Here is a 14702-nt window from a genome sequence, read left to right on the forward strand (position 1 = left end):
TGCTCTAGCCCCGCTCCTGCTCCTCGGCCTCAACCTCAGACTCAGACTCAGACTCAGCCGGCAGCTTCCGCCGACCGAAGGTGAGCGAGGCGATCGTCGTGATCGCCAGGATGCCGACGATCACGACCAGCGAGGTGATCGTGCCCGGTTCCGGGATCACCGTCCACGGCTCGCCACCGTTGATGAACGACACCTCGTTCTTGTGCAGGGCGTGGATCACCAGCTTGGCGCCGATGAACCCGAGGATGCCGGCCAGGCCGTAGTTCAGGTAGACGAGGCGGTCCAGCAGCCCGTCGATGAGGAAGTACAGCTGCAGCAGGCCGAGCAGGGAGAAGGCGTTCGCCGCGAACACCAGGAACGGTTCCTGGGTCAGGCCGAAGATCGCCGGGATGGAGTCCACTGCGAACAGCACGTCGGCGCTGCCGATGGCGATGATCACCACCAGCATGGGGGTGACGTGCCAGCGGCCGTCGTGCTTGTGCAGCAGCTTGTCGCCGACGTAGTCGCCCGTGGTCGGGAAGATCCGCCGCACCACCCGGACGGCGATGTTCTCCTTACCGTCGTCCTCGTCGTCGTTGCTCTTCAGCTGCGTGATCGCGGTGTAGATGAGGAAGGCGCCGAACAGGTAGAACACCGCCGCGAACTCGTTCACCGCTGCTGCGCCGACGAAGATGAAGACGGTCCGCAGCACCAGCGCGATGATGATGCCGATCAGCAGCACCTTCTGCTGGTACTGCCGGGGCACTCGGAAGCTGGTGAAGATCAGCACGAAGACGAACAGGTTGTCCACCGACAACGACTTCTCCGTGACATAGCCGGAGAAGTACTGCACGCCGAAGTCCGATCCCCACTCCCACCAGACGAATCCGCCGAACACCAGGGCTATCACTACGTAGGCGAGCGACCACAGCGCCGCCTCCCGCAGCGACGGCTCATGCGCCTTGCGGGCATGGCCGAAGAAGTCGATCGCGAGCATGAGCACGATCACACCGATCGTGACGCCCCAGACCCAGGGCTGTACATCCATCAAGAAACCTCCGGTGAGTTGAACTGGCACCGGAGGTCTCCCCCACCCGAGAATCGGGCCGCTGGCACCGAGTCGACCTCGAGGTCGACTGTGATGACGACACCAGCGCTTATGGGGTACTCCCCTCCACGATCACTGAGTGTACCGGTCGCCCACCGGCGATGCGCCCCGACCCTCCACGGGCGGGGGATCCGGCTTCTCTAGGCGCTTGCGCCCGAACGTCAGCGAGGTGACGGTCGTGACCACCAGAATTCCGATGATCACCACCAGCGAGACCAGGGTGGTCGGCTCCGGGATCACCTCCCACGGCTGACCCCCGTTGATGAAGCTCCGGTCGTTGGTGTGCAGCGCGTGCAGCACCAGCTTGCCGCCGATGAACGCCAGGATCGCCGCCAACCCGTAGTTCAGATAGACCAGCCGGTCGAGCAGCCCATCGATCACGAAGAACAGCTGGCGCAGCCCCATCAGCGAGAAGGCATTGGCGGCGAAGATCAGGTACACCTCCTGGGTGAGGCCGAAGATCGCCGGGATCGAGTCGACTGCGAACAACAGATCGGCGCTGCCGATCGCGATCATCACGATGAGCAGCGGGGTGATGTGCCGCTTGCCATCGATATGGGTGGTCAGCTTGCCACCGACGTAGCCGTCCGTGGTGGGGAACACCCGCCGGGTGAGCCGGAGCAGGAGGTTCTCCTTGAACTCCTCGTCGTCGTTGCTCTTCAGCTGGGTGATCGCGGTGTAGATGAGGAAGGCACCGAAGATGTAGAACACCCAGGAGAAGTTGCTCACTACCGTAGCGCCGAGCAGGATGAAAACGGTACGTAGGGCCAGCGCGATGATGATCCCGACGAGCAGCACTTTCTGCTGGTACTTCCGGGGCACTGCGAAGCTGGACATGATCAGGACGAACACGAACAGGTTGTCCACCGAGAGCGACTCCTCGGTGATGTACCCGGAGTAGTACTGGACCGCGAAGCCGCTGCCCCACTGCCAGAGCACGAAGAGCCCGAAGAGCAGCGCCACGCTGATGTAGCAGGCGGACCAGATCGAGGCTTCTTTGAGGCTCGGTTCGTGTGCCTTGCGCACGTGGCCGAAGAAGTCGATCGCCATCATCGCTGCGATCACCAGGATCAGGGCAGCCCAGGCCCACGGTTCTACGTGCATTCGTTACCTCCGGTGAGTACGTCGAGCACCGGAGGTCTCCCCCGCCCAACATCGGGTCGATGGCACCGAGCCTGCTACCTAGCCGGCCGTGGTGACGACGCCATCGCTTATGGGGTACTCCCCTCCACCGCGATGAGTCTAGACCTCAACTGCCGGCCGCGCGGGTGGTATCCATCACATCGCCCACCGCAGCGGTGCGGTCGGATTCGACAGCCGGGGCGGGAACCGCCGCAGCCAAGCCGGCTCCGATCAGGGCAACCAGGCGCACACCGCCGCGGCGGAGCAGGCCTGGGGCCGGCAGCCGGTCGGTCATCTCCTCGTACTCGGCGGTCACGGCCGCGCTCGGCGCGGCGGTGAGTCGGCTGACCAGGACCGCGACCAGCAGGTTCATGGCGAATGCGGGGAGCAGCTCGTGCAGCGTGTCGTCCAGTCCCGCTTGGGTCCAGACGAACACCACGACGGCGCCGCTCGCCAGGCCGGCAAGCGCACCCCAGGAGGTGAGCCGCCGCCAGAACAGGCTGAGTAGCACCAGGGGGGCGAACGTGGCGCCGAACCCGGCCCAGGCGAAGGCGAACAGATCAACTGCACCGGTGCGGCCGCTGTAGGCGAGCATCGCTGCCACCGCGGCCACCACCAGCACGGCCAGCCGGGCCAGACCGGCATGGCGCCGCCTGGGCTGCTCGGTGCGCACGATCAGCCGGTACAGGTCCTCCACCAGGGCCGAGGAGCAGAGCAGCAGCTGGCTGGCAGCGGTGCTCATGACGGCCGCGAGCACCACGGTCAGCAGCAGTCCGCCGACGAACGGCGAGAACAGGAGTTCCGCCAGCCGCGGGTACGCGTCCTCGGGGCGATTCAGGGGCCGCCAGCTCTGCTCGAAGTAGGCGAGGGTGGCCAGTCCGACCACGATCGCGGCACCAAGGCTGATCACCAGCCAGCCGATCAGCACTCGCCGCGCGGACCGGGCCGCACGGGGTGAGCGCAGCGCCATCATCCGCACCAGGGCTTGCGGCTGACCGAGGTAGCCCAGCCCCCAGGCCAGTGCGGTGAACAGGCCCGCCCCGACCCCGCCGGCCAGCAGCGACGTCGACTCCGGCGCTACCGACTCGACGACCGCCCGGGTGGCGTCCCAGCCGCCGAGCTCGCGCACCGCGGTGACCGCCACCAGCACCAGTCCACCGGCCATCAGCAGGGCTTGGACCACATGTGCGTTCGCCACCCCACGCATCCCCCCGAACAGCACGTAGACCGTGGTGACTGCGCCGACCACGACTAGCCCGACCAGCTCGCTGGTGCCGAAAGCGGAGGCGAAGAAACTGCCGCCGATCCGCATCCCGGCGGCCAGGTAGAAGGTGAAGAACACCAGGATCAACAGTGCGGACGCGATCCGGAGCAGATGCGACGAATCGTGGGTACGGCGGTCAAAGAAGGTCGGCACTGTGATGGCATCACCGGCGATCGGTGCGTAGCTGCGCAGCCGCGGGGCAACGACCGTCCAGGCGAACCAGGCCCCGAGGATCAGACCGATCGGGATCCACGCTGCGTGCATCCCGGTGCTGTAGGCGGCTGCCGGCAGGAGGAGGATCAGCCACCAGGAGGCATCCGAGGCACCGGCACTCAACCCCGCCTGGCTACCGCGCAGCCGCCGATCGGCGAGCAGATAGCCGCCGAGCGTGCGGCTCTGCTCGTGCCCGGAGTAGCCCAGAGCGAGCATGCCGATGAGAAAGAGGGCGATGGCCATCCATAGAGAGGTCTCGTCGCTCATCCGGCCATCATGCCGTGCCCGGGCGCTCGATGTGCACGCGTCCACCCGGGCACGGCCGCTCCGTGCGGGAGTACCACTGACTCCCCCGTTACTTCATGGTTCCTTGGGTGACCGATCCTTGGAGCTGTCGTTGGAAGATGATGTAGACCACCAGCACCGGGACGACGGTGATGACCACGGCGGCGAACATGGCGCCGAAGTCGACCTGGTAGGTCATCGCGGAGGCGAATGCGTTCAGCCGCTGGGACAGCACCCAGTTGGCCTCGTTGGTGTTCAGCGCCACCGGCAGGATGAACTGGTTCCACAGACCGAGGAAGTTGAAGATCGCAATCGATGCCATCCCCGGTTTGGCCATCGGGAGCATCACCTGGAAGAACGTGCGCCACTCCCCTGCGCCGTCGATCGCTGCCGCTTCGGAGATCTCCTCCGGTAGCCCGCGGAAGAAGGCGTAGAGGAAGAAGACCGTGAACGGCAGCGCGAAGGCGATATAGGTGATCGTCAACCCGAGCAGGGTGCCGAGCAGGCCGATGTTCTTCAGGACGAAGAACAGCGGCACGATCGCCAGGAACACCGGGAAGGTGAGTCCGGCCAGCATCAGGTAGTAGATCGCGCGCCGGCCGGGGAAGGAGAATCGGGCAAGTACGTAGGAACACATCGCCCCGAGGAGCATTACCGCGACCAGCGCGAAGCCGACCACGATGATCGTGTTCAGGAATGCTCGGCCGATCTCGGAGGAGACCCAGGCGTTGATGAAGTTCTCGAAGCTCCACTCGGCGGGCAGCCCGAACGGGTTACCGAAGATCTCCCGGCTGGTCTTGAACGAGCTGAGCAAGGTCCACAGCATCGGGCCGATGACCAGGATGCACCAGACCACGAGCACAAAGTGGGACAGACCAGAGACCAGGCGGTCACCCTTGGCACGGCTCGCGGGCCGGGTCGCGGTCGCGGTCGAGGCACTCATGAGACCCCCTTCTCGTCCTTACCTCCGGTGAGGCGGTTCACGGTGAACACGATTGCTGCGAACACCAGCGTCACCACAGCCATCGCGACCCCCATCGCGCTGGCGTAGCCGGCCTTGCCCTCGGTGAACGCGGTGCGGATCAGCTGCTGGCTCATCACCAGCGTGCTGGAGTCCGGGCCGCCGGTGGGAGTCATCGCCTGGACGTAGACGAACAGGTCCAGTGCCATGATCCCGATATAGATGTAGGCGGTCTGGACGTTGTCCCGGATCAGGGGCACCGTGACCGAGACCGTCATCCGCCACCGACCGGCGCCATCAATCCGGGCGGCCTCATAGATCTCAGCCGGCACACCCTTGATCGCGGCGATGAACAACAGCATGTAGAACCCGATCAGCCCCCAGACCACCACCAGGATGACCACCGGCATGGCCGTGGACACGTTCCCGAGCCAGGCGAAGGACTGGAACTGGTCCAGGCCGACCGCGGTGAGGATGCCGTTGACCAGGCCGCTGCTCGGATCCAGGATCAGTCGCCACATCAAGCCGATCGCAATACCGGGGATCACGTAGGGGAACAGCGACACCACCCGGTACATCCCGGCGTTCTTCACCCCCCGGACCTGCCCCTTACCGGAGCCGCCGATAGTGAGCAGCACCGCGAAGGTGAGAGCGATTCCGAGGGTCACCGCCGGGATCACGATCGCGAACACCATCGAGTTGCCCACCGCGTTGATAAACCGGGGGTCTTGGGCCAGCTGGGTGAAGTTGTCCAGCCCGACGATGTTGAACTCCGCGGAGTACCCGGACCAGTCGGTCAGCGCGTAGAACCCCGCCTGCAGGAACGGCCAGATCACGAACAGCAGGAACAACGCCAGCGGGAGACCGAGAAACACCACGAAGAAGCTGACCACGTCGAAGGACAGCTTGCGGCGGGGACCCCGGCGGGGCGCACCGCGCCCCGCCGGAGCTTCCGCTGGGTTGACGACCGCGGTCACGAAACCTCGATCTTCTCGATCGAGTCGTCGTTCGCGATCCGGTCAGTGATCGCCTGCAAATCGCTGGTCAACGACTCCACCGTCTTGTCCCCGGAGAGGAACGAGTTCCAGATCGGCAGCTGCTCCGGGTTCATCCCGTACGTGTTCACGAAGTTGAAGGTGAAGATGTCTTCACCCGCAGCATCGAGCATGTCGGTCTGGGACACCAGAGCGGTGGAGCCGAACCCGTCCTCGGGAACCAGGTCCTTGATGACCGTGGGGGCGAGCTTCTCCTGGGAGAAGTTGCTCGCGGACTCCTCGGAGAGCATGATCCGCAGCAGCTCCTTACCGTTGGCGACATTACCGTCGGAGGGGACGATGAACGGTTCACCGGCAGTGGAGTGCAGTGCGGTCTGCGGCATCGACGGACTCGCCGTGAGCGAGAACGATGCCACACCCTTCATCTCGAAGCCGTCTGCCGTCTGGTCCTTCATCTCGTTCTCGATCCAGGAACCGGACGGGTACAGCAGCGCCTCCTGCGCGTCGCTCCACTGCGCCTGCGCCTGGGTGAACTGGGTGCCGGCGCCGCCGGGCTTGAAGTAGCCGGCGTCGACGATCTCCTTCATCGCGGTGAACACACCCTGGATCGGCTCCAGCGACCAGCAGTCCGGCTGCAGGTTCTCCAGCGCCAGCCGCACCTCGTCGCCACCCTCCTTGATCGCCGACTCGATCGCCAGCGACTGGTAGTAGGTGGCCGCCTCGGTGCCCCAGCAGAACAGGAACAGCCCCTCCTCCTTGGCGGCGGCGCCGAGTTCCTTGGCTTCCTCCCAGTTCGTCGGCGGGGTCCAGCCGTGCTCCTCGAACAGACTGCCGGAGTACCAGACGGCGTAGACGGTGAGTACGTAGTTGATCGCCGCGAGCTTGTCCCCGTAGGTGCCCGGCTCGAGCACGCCGCCATACAGCGTGTCCCGGATCGTGGTGCCCTCGAGGTTCGGCGCATCGATCACGTCGGTGAGGTCCTCGAGCTGCTCCAAGATGGTGTTGAAGCCGATCGAGTTCGCACCGGAGTTGTCGATCAGGTCCGGCGGGTTGCCGGAGACGAACCGGGGCTGCATCTCCTGGGCGATCTGGGTGGACGGTGCCACCGTCACCGTGGTGCCGTCGTGCTGGGTCTGGAAGATGTCGGCGGCGAACTCCACATAGTCCACGCCATAGCCACCGTCGAAGATCACCGCGTCGACCTCAGCGTCGGCCTCGACGCCGAACGGGTTCTCCGGGTCGCCGGCGGGCTCGTCGCCACCGTCACCGTCGTCGGTCTCGTCCTCGTCGCCGCCACCGCCGGTGGCGCAGGAGGCGAGGGTGACACCGAGCGGAACAGCCGCCGCGGTATACAGGCCGCCCCGGAGTACGGTGCGACGGTCGGGAGCGGAGATTCGTGAATCAGTCATCGTCCTCGATGCCCTTTCTGTGCTGGTAGTGAAACTGGGTTGGAATGCTCACCTGACCCGCTGGGCGGTGAGGGTGGGGCGTTCGCCCCGATCGGTGCGCTCGGCGCTGGTGCAGGTCAAGCCAGACGGCGAAGTCGGCCGCTGTAGACGTCTTCTAGTGCGCGGTTGTGCTCATCACCTCCTGGCCGGTTCGCCGAGATGTACAACGGCGGTTCCTTGTCCGCGGCAAGCATCCGTTCCACCACACCCAGGGTGAGCACCTGAGCGATGTAGGCGGCCGTCAGGGAGGAGACGGCGCCGGCGCCGTACTCGTCACCGAGGGTCAGGGTGGAGTCGCCATAGGGGGCAAGGTTGTCGATCACCACATCTGCCACGTCCACCAGCCGCTTGCCGCTGGGGTGCTTGGGGGTGACGGCGTGGGTGTGTTCGAGGCTGGTGACCGCGATGATCTTGTGTCCACGTTCGGCCACCGCGAGCGCCATACCGACGATCGAGCCGTTCACCCCGGAGTTGGAGGCGATCACGAACACATCCTCCGGGGCGATCTGGGCGGTGCCGAGCAGATCGTCGGCCACGGCTGGGTTGCGCTCCAGTTCGGAGCCGCGAAGGTCGTCGACCTCCCATCCACCGAGGAGTGCCAGATCGGCCAGTGCGAGCTTGCTGGTGGGGATCAGCCCGCCGGCGCGCCCTGCGACCTCCATAGCAAAGGCCTGCGAGTGTCCGGTGCCGAAGGCCTGGATCACGCCACCGGACTCGATCGCGGCAGTGAGCAGATCGACAGCCTCGTCGTACTCACCGGCGGCGGCACGCTCGGCGAGGGTACTCAGCCGAGAGGTGGTCTCGGTGAGGAAGTCGGCGGCAGAGGTGATCATCAGGCGATCGGTTCCTTTCAGTCGGGGCGGCGATGGCTGGCGACGGCGGCATCGGTGGCCGCGATCCGAGCAACCGTCTCGGTGTAGTCGTGCTGGGCCACGAGCAGGTACAGCAGGTCCAGGACGAACAGCTGGGCGTGTTTGGCGGACAGGTCCGCCGGGTGCAGGTAACGGTCCGGCACGGAGGCGAGCAGGACGTCGTCGGCCACCTGCGCCAACGGGGAGGCGCTCTGGCTGGTGATCGCGACCGTGTAGGCGCCGGAGGACTTGGCCCGGCCAAGCATCTCGATCGTCTCTTTGGTCCGCCCGCTGTGCGAGATACCGATCGCCACGGACTTCTGCGGCAAGATCGATCCGCTCGCCAGGCCAGCGTGCACATCCCCCCAGGCGTGGGCGTTGACGCCGATCCGGTACAGCCGGGTCATCATCTCCTCGGCCATGGCCGAGCTGCCGCCGGTGCCGTAGATGTCCACATGCGCCACAGTGGCCATCCGCTCCGCCACCCGGGCGCTCACCTGCGGGTCCAGCACACTGGCCGTGGCCCGGAGCGACCGGATGTGTGCGTTCAGCAGCGTGCGGGAGACGTCGTCAGCGGTGTCGTTCGGATCGAGCGTGCGGCTCATCGCGGCGCGCCAGCGGTTGTCGTCCGCCTCGCCGTGCCCGGAATCGGTGGCCACACCGACCCGGAACTGCACGTATCCGGGGTAGCCGAGCTGCCGGCAGAACCGGGTGACCGTGGCCGCAGAGGTGCCCGCCCGGTCCGCGAGCTCGGTGATCGACATCTCGATAGGTGCGGACGGATCATCGAGGAGCAGCTCGGCGATCTTGACCATCGCCGAGGACATCAGCGGGAGGTTGGCGTGGATACGCTCAGTAACCCGGAGAGCCCCTTCGGACTCGGGCGGCGCACCCACCATGGTGAAAATCCCTCTCACGTCGTTGTCGATCTGTCTGAAAGGTATTCTCACGATAGGTTCTCGTCAAGCCACCTGAAGGAATTGTGATGTTGCGTTATCTCGGCGTCGACGCCGGCGGCACCTCTACCCGCGCTGTTCTGGTGTCCGCAGACGGCACCTGTCTCGGTCTGGGGCGTGCCGGAAGTGGAAATCCGGTCTCCTCCGGGACTGAGCACGCCGCCGCGCAGGTGCTCGCCGCTTCGCTGCAGGCGGTGACAGCGGCGGGAACTGATCCGGCGTCGGTGGCCGGTGCCGTCGCGGCGATGGCCGGTGCCCGGGTGGTGGGTGGACCGGACTGGTTGAATCAGGCCGCTCATACCGGTGGGCTCCCGGTGACGTTCCGGTTGGAGGCAGACCTGCACGCAACGTTCTGCTCGGCCTCACCGGAGCCCGCCGGGTACGCACTCGTAGCGGGGACCGGAGCAATTGCCCTGCGGGTGCGCGATGACGAGGTAGACCAGGTCAGCGACGGTATCGGCTGGCTGCTCGGTGACGTCGGCTCCGGGTTCTGGATCGGCCAGCAGGTGGCTCGGGCGGGTCTGGCGGCCCTGGACGGTCGTGGACCGGCCACGGCGCTCAGCCGCGCCCTGCTGGAACAGCTCGGTCTGGACCCGGACCCGGCAGACCTGATCGAGGGGCGTTCGCGCAGTGTGCAGGATGCCGTGGACCTGCTCTACAGCTGGCGACCGGTGGACCTCGCCCACCTGGCACCGTTGGCGTTCGCCGTCGGCGTGGACGAGGTGGCAGATCAGATTGTCTCCGCGGCGGCCTCAGCGCTGGCGACGACGATCACCGCTGTGCGTCAGCCCGGGCTGAGGGGGCCGATGGTGTTCGGTGGCAGTGTGCTCAGCCGTCAGCCGGAGTTCGCCGCGCAGGTGCGCCGGCTCGCCGGTGATTTCGACGATCCGGTGTTCACCCATGACGGTCTGGTCGGTGCGGCGAGCCTCGCGCTACGCCGGCATGGTGTCCCGGTAGACCGGCAGATCTTCGACCGGTTGACCACCACGATCGCCGCCGCCCGCGCTGCAGCCTAATACTGACCACCGAGCTCAGGCGGTCGCCTCGGTCATCTGCCGGAGCTCCTTCTTCAGGTCGGCGATCTCGTCCCGCAGCCGCGCGGCGAGCTCGAACTGGAGCTCCTCGGCGGCCACGTGCATCTGGTCGGACAGCTCCTGGATGAGGTCGGCCAGATCGCTGGCGGCGGCACCGGCCAGCTTCGCCCGGGCCGTCGTGGGCGTCGGAGCCTTCTGCCCCTTCTTTCCCGGCTGCCGGTACCCGCCGGCGAGGAGCTCCTTGGTGTCGACATCCTCCCGGCTGAGCATGTCGGTGATGTCGCCGATCCGCTTGCGCAGTGGAGTCGGGTCGATGCCGTGCTCGGCGTTGTAGGCGAGCTGGGCGTCCCGGCGCCGGTTGGTCTCCTCGATCGCGTGCTGCATCGAAGCGGTGACAGAGTCGGCGTACATGTGCACCTGTCCGGAGACATTCCGTGCCGCCCGACCGATGGTCTGGATCAGCGAGGTACCGGACCGCAGGAATCCCTCCTTGTCCGCGTCCAAGATGCTCACCAGGGACACCTCCGGAAGATCGAGACCTTCCCGGAGCAGGTTGATCCCGACCAGCACGTCGAAGCTACCGCTGCGTAGCTCACGGAGCAGCTCGACCCGGCGCAGCGTATCCACTTCGGAGTGCAGGTAGCGCACCTGGACGCCACGTTCGAGCAGGTAGTCGGTGAGGTCCTCGGCCATCTTCTTGGTGAGGGTGGTCACCAGCACCCGCTCGGAGCGTTCGGCGCGCTCGTTGATCTCGGCGAGCAGGTCGTCGATCTGGCCCTCGGTCTGCTTGACCACCACCTCCGGGTCCACGAGTCCGGTGGGGCGGATGATCTGCTCGACCACGCCGTCGGACTGGGACAGCTCGTAATCGCCCGGGGTGGCGGACAGGTACACAGTCTGCCCGATGCGTTCGAGGAACTCCTCCCAGCGCAGCGGCCGGTTGTCCATCGCGCTGGGCAGCCGGAAGCCGTGATCCACCAACGTGCGCTTGCGGGACATGTCCCCCTCGTACATGGCGCCGATCTGCGGCACGGTGACATGCGACTCGTCGATCACCAGCAGGAAGTCCTCGGGGAAGTAGTCCAGCAGGGTGTTCGGGGCCGAACCGGCGTCACGGCCGTCGATATGCCGGGAGTAGTTCTCGATCCCGGAGCAGGAACCGATCTCGCGCATCATTTCGATGTCATAGGTGGTGCGCATCCGTAGCCGCTGGGCCTCAAGAAGCTTGTTCTGCCGCTCCAGCTCCTCCAGGCGTTCAGCGAGCTCGGCTTCGATCGTGCCGATCGCGCGCTCCATCCGTTCCGGGCCGGCCACGTAATGGGTGGCGGGGAAAAGGAAGATCTCCTCCTCGGAGCGGACCACGTCCCCGGTGAGCGGGTTCAGGGTGGCCAGGCTCTCGATCTCGTCGCCGAACATCTCGATCCGGACGGCGAGCTCCTCGTAGACCGGAATGATCTCCACCGTGTCGCCGCGCACCCGGAAGGTGCCGCGGGTGAAGGCCATGTCGTTGCGGGTGTACTGCATGGTGACGAACTGGCGGAGCAGGTCGTCCCGGTCGAGCTGGTCTCCTACCCGCAGCGGCACCATTCGATCGACGTACTCCTGCGGGGTACCCAGACCGTAGATGCAGGAGACCGAGGCGACCACCACTACATCCCGCCGGGTGAGCAGGTTGTTGGTGGCGGAGTGCCGCAGGCGTTCCACCTCGTCGTTGATCGAGGAGTCCTTCTCGATGTAGGTGTCCGTCTGCGGGACGTAGGCCTCAGGCTGGTAGTAGTCGTAGTAGGAGACGAAGTACTCGACGGCGTTGTTCGGCAGCAGCTCACGGAACTCGGTGGCCAGCTGGGCGGCGAGGGTCTTGTTCGGGGCCATCACTAGCGTGGGCCGCTGCACCTGTTCGATCAGCCAGGCGGTGGTGGCGGACTTACCGGTGCCGGTGGCGCCGAGCAGGACGATGTCCTTCTCCCCCGCCTGCAGCCGGCTGGTGAGATCGGCGATGGCGGTCGGCTGGTCGCCGGCCGGCTGGTACTCGGAGATCACCTCGAGCGGCGCGACGCTCCGCTGCAGATCTGTGACTGGACGCATGGAGTCAACGGTACGCCGGACCACCGACAGTCGAGGAGTGAGCGCAGCGAGCCCCGCAAGACTGGCGCCACCAACCCCCACAGTCGAGGAGTGAGCCCGGCGAGCCTCCCCACCGCGAGTGGCCAAACTCCGTTGCCTCGCCGCGACCCGGACAACAGATCTTGTCCACTCGCGAAACTGGTACAACTCAGCTATGACCTCGATCCGGCCGCTGGAGCTACCCGTCGACCCCGCTGCCACCGTCTGGTCCGTACCGGAATCGGAGCTCCCCGGGGCACTCGAGAGCCGCCCCCTGCTGGTCCTGATGCACGGTTACGGCTCGCACGAGCACGATCTGGCCGCCCTTGCCGCCCACCTCGACCCTGGCCACCCCGGTACCGGCCCGGTGGTCGCCAGCCTGCGCGCACCGCTACCCGCCGGGCCCGGGTACGCCTGGTTCCCGATCACCGACCCCACCCGAGCCGGGAACCCGGACATCGATCTGGCGAATGCGGCCACCGTCGGGGTGATGCGCTGGCTGGAGGAGGTGCAGGCACTGGCCCGCACCCCCGGCCCGGTCGCCTTGCTCGGCTTCTCCCAGGGCGGTGCGATGGTCACCCACCTGCTCCGCCACCATCCGGAGCAGTTCTCCTGTGGGGTGGTGCTGTCCGGGTTCACCGTGCCCGGTCTGGTGGGTGGGGACCAGGCTCTCGCCGAGATCTCACCGCCGGTGTACTGGGGCCGCGGACTGGCGGATCCGCTGATCGGCGCCGACGCGGTCGCCCGCACCGAGCGGTTCCTCACCGCTCACACCGACCTGACCGCGAGCACTTTCGCCGGCCTGGGGCACGGGGTGGCCGGGGAGGAGATCGAGGAGGTCGCAGCGTTCCTGGCTACCCACCTGACCGCCCCTTCCAGGTGAGCCGATATCTCCTGGCGACCTGCGCCGTCGCCGGCTCGAACCGAAAGGCGCCGATTCGAACTCCGCACAGCGGCGAGCGCCGATGCACTCTGGTGTCGTACCGGGCAGGATGGAGGGGTACGCAGTTCCCGACACGGTTGGAGACCACTATGCCCACGCCCGTCACCAGCAGCGCCAACGGATCCTGGAACGGTGACCTCACCTCCGGCTCCGGCCAGACCACCCTGTCCACCTCCGGACTCGGCACCTTCGATGTGAACTGGAAGGCCCGCACCGAACCGAACGCCGGCACCACGAATCCGGAAGAGCTGATCGCCGCAGCGCACGCCGCCTGCTACTCGATGGCGCTGTCCAACGAGCTGGACGGCAACGGCACCACGCCCACGTCGGTGCGCACCCAGGCCGATGTCACCTTCGTGGCCGGTACCGGCATCACGGGCATCCACCTGACCACCGTCGCCAACGTGCCGGGCATCTCCGAGGCGGACTTCGCCCGCATCGCCGACGGCGCCAAGGACGGGTGCCCGGTCTCGGTCGCCCTGAAGGCCACCCCGATCACCCTGGACGCCACTCTGGAGCAGTAGGCCTCAGCGCGTCGGGCCGGCTGCTACCAGGGAGAGTTCCACCACGGTGAGCAGCCGGTCCAGCGCCGCCTCGAAGTCGTCGGTGGCATCGAATCCGCCGTCGGCGTAGATCCGCGCCATGGTCGGATAGCGGGAGTAGTCGAAGTAGTCCGTCCAGAAGCTGCTCACCGATTCCCAGTAGCGGTCGAACTCGATCCCGGAGACCCGCCGATCGGCGTCCTCGGCGATGTCGGCGCGGGCGGTCCCCTGGACGACGGTGTCCACCAGCGCGAGCGTGCGGACCACCTCGGGCGCGGTCAACCCGGTGCCAGCAAGCGTGCGCAGGCCCGCCTCCTGAGCGTCCAGCACATGCGGGGCCAATGGGCCGCGCCACATGTTCAGCTGCAGCAGCCAGGGATGGCGGCAGTACAGCCGCCAGGTCTGGCGCGCATACGTCCCGAGCCCCTCCCGCCAGCCGAGACCGGCCGCGGGCAGCTCCAGCTCGCCGAAGACCTGGTCCACCATCAGCTCGACCAGCTCGGCTCGTCCCGGTACGTAGGTGTACAGGGACATCGCACCGACCACGAGCTCACCGGCTACCCGACGCATGGAGAGTGCCTCCATCCCATCCCGGTCGGCGACCGCCACCCCGGCGGCGACCACGTCCGCGAGGGCGATCCTCGCCTTCCGGCCGCGGGTCGGCGGCTCGCTGATGCCCCAGAGCAACTCCAGCCGGCGGGTGACCTCTGGGCTGCGCACCACGGGGTACCCCTGGTCCGCGGCATGAGCCAGTGCGTCCTGACGCAGCCGATCCAGCTCAGCCTCTCCCGGCTCCCACTCCTGCTGCACTCCCGGTCCACCTCCTTCTTCCGTTCCCGTACACCGTATGCTATCGTCGCTCCGCCATTTCGGTACACCGTACGAGAGGACTCGACAC

The 14702-nt window shown here is 66.7% G+C and carries 13 protein-coding genes; 3 read left to right on the top strand and 10 right to left on the bottom strand.

Features of this window, described 5'->3' with window-relative positions; translation table 11 throughout:
* Window positions 1-4 precede the first annotated feature (4 nt).
* The 8 genes from FU260_RS13740 to FU260_RS13775 all read right to left on the bottom strand — a co-directional run bounded on the left by FU260_RS13740 (window position 5) and on the right by FU260_RS13775 (window position 9125).
* A complete protein-coding gene (locus tag FU260_RS13740; protein WP_147917580.1) occupies window positions 5-1027 on the bottom strand; it encodes a TerC family protein in 1023 nt (340 codons plus the stop codon).
* Between the two features lie 132 nt (window positions 1028-1159).
* On the bottom strand, window positions 1160-2191 hold the full coding sequence (locus FU260_RS13745; RefSeq protein ID WP_147917581.1) for a TerC family protein: 1032 nt from the start codon (window positions 2189-2191) through the stop codon (window positions 1160-1162).
* A gap of 145 nt (window positions 2192-2336) precedes the next feature.
* A complete protein-coding gene (locus FU260_RS13750) occupies window positions 2337-3953 on the bottom strand; it encodes a sodium/proline symporter (RefSeq protein ID WP_147917582.1) in 1617 nt (538 codons plus the stop codon).
* An 88-nt stretch (window positions 3954-4041) separates the two neighbouring features.
* A complete protein-coding gene (locus FU260_RS13755) occupies window positions 4042-4914 on the bottom strand; it encodes a carbohydrate ABC transporter permease (protein WP_147917583.1) in 873 nt (290 codons plus the stop codon).
* Window positions 4911-5909, bottom strand: a complete 999-nt coding sequence (locus FU260_RS13760; protein WP_235912347.1) for a carbohydrate ABC transporter permease — start codon at window positions 5907-5909, stop codon at window positions 4911-4913. The genes FU260_RS13755 and FU260_RS13760 overlap by 4 nt, the downstream gene beginning before the upstream one ends.
* Window positions 5906-7336 carry an N-acetylglucosamine/diacetylchitobiose ABC transporter substrate-binding protein gene (gene ngcE / locus FU260_RS13765; RefSeq protein ID WP_147917584.1) on the bottom strand — a complete coding sequence of 477 codons (1431 nt, stop codon included), beginning with the start codon at window positions 7334-7336 and terminating at the stop codon, window positions 5906-5908. The genes FU260_RS13760 and ngcE overlap by 4 nt, the downstream gene beginning before the upstream one ends.
* Window positions 7337-7452: 116 nt before the next feature.
* On the bottom strand, window positions 7453-8208 hold the full coding sequence (locus FU260_RS13770; protein WP_147917585.1) for a sugar isomerase domain-containing protein: 756 nt from the start codon (window positions 8206-8208) through the stop codon (window positions 7453-7455).
* A gap of 17 nt (window positions 8209-8225) precedes the next feature.
* Entirely contained in the window at window positions 8226-9125 is a 900-nt protein-coding gene (locus tag FU260_RS13775) for a MurR/RpiR family transcriptional regulator (protein ID WP_147919493.1), read from the bottom strand.
* A gap of 86 nt (window positions 9126-9211) precedes the next feature.
* On the opposite strand from FU260_RS13775, the gene FU260_RS13780 reads away from it, so the two are divergent.
* Window positions 9212-10198, top strand: coding sequence for an N-acetylglucosamine kinase (locus FU260_RS13780; protein ID WP_147917586.1), 987 nt, complete (start codon window positions 9212-9214; stop codon window positions 10196-10198).
* Between the two features lie 15 nt (window positions 10199-10213).
* Here FU260_RS13780 and uvrB read toward each other — a convergent pair whose 3' ends face one another.
* Window positions 10214-12301, bottom strand: coding sequence for an excinuclease ABC subunit UvrB (uvrB, locus tag FU260_RS13785; RefSeq protein ID WP_147917587.1), 2088 nt, complete (start codon window positions 12299-12301; stop codon window positions 10214-10216).
* 193 nt (window positions 12302-12494) lie between these two features.
* On the opposite strand from uvrB, the gene FU260_RS13790 reads away from it, so the two are divergent.
* Together FU260_RS13790 and FU260_RS13795 are read left to right on the top strand one after the other, a co-directional pair.
* Entirely contained in the window at window positions 12495-13202 is a 708-nt protein-coding gene (locus FU260_RS13790) for an alpha/beta hydrolase (RefSeq protein ID WP_147917588.1), read from the top strand.
* Window positions 13203-13351: 149 nt separating this feature from the next.
* Window positions 13352-13786 carry an OsmC family peroxiredoxin gene (locus FU260_RS13795; protein WP_147917589.1) on the top strand — a complete coding sequence of 145 codons (435 nt, stop codon included), beginning with the start codon at window positions 13352-13354 and terminating at the stop codon, window positions 13784-13786.
* A gap of 3 nt (window positions 13787-13789) precedes the next feature.
* Here the strand turns inward: FU260_RS13795 and FU260_RS13800 are convergent, their stop codons facing one another.
* Window positions 13790-14614: a TetR/AcrR family transcriptional regulator C-terminal domain-containing protein gene (locus tag FU260_RS13800; RefSeq protein ID WP_147917590.1), complete on the bottom strand. Its 825-nt coding sequence runs from the start codon at window positions 14612-14614 to the stop codon at window positions 13790-13792.
* Window positions 14615-14702: the final 88 nt, after the last annotated feature.

The sequence above is a fragment of the Ruania zhangjianzhongii genome (genome assembly GCF_008000995.1).
Taxonomy (GTDB): Bacteria; Actinomycetota; Actinomycetes; order Actinomycetales; family Beutenbergiaceae; genus Ruania; species Ruania zhangjianzhongii.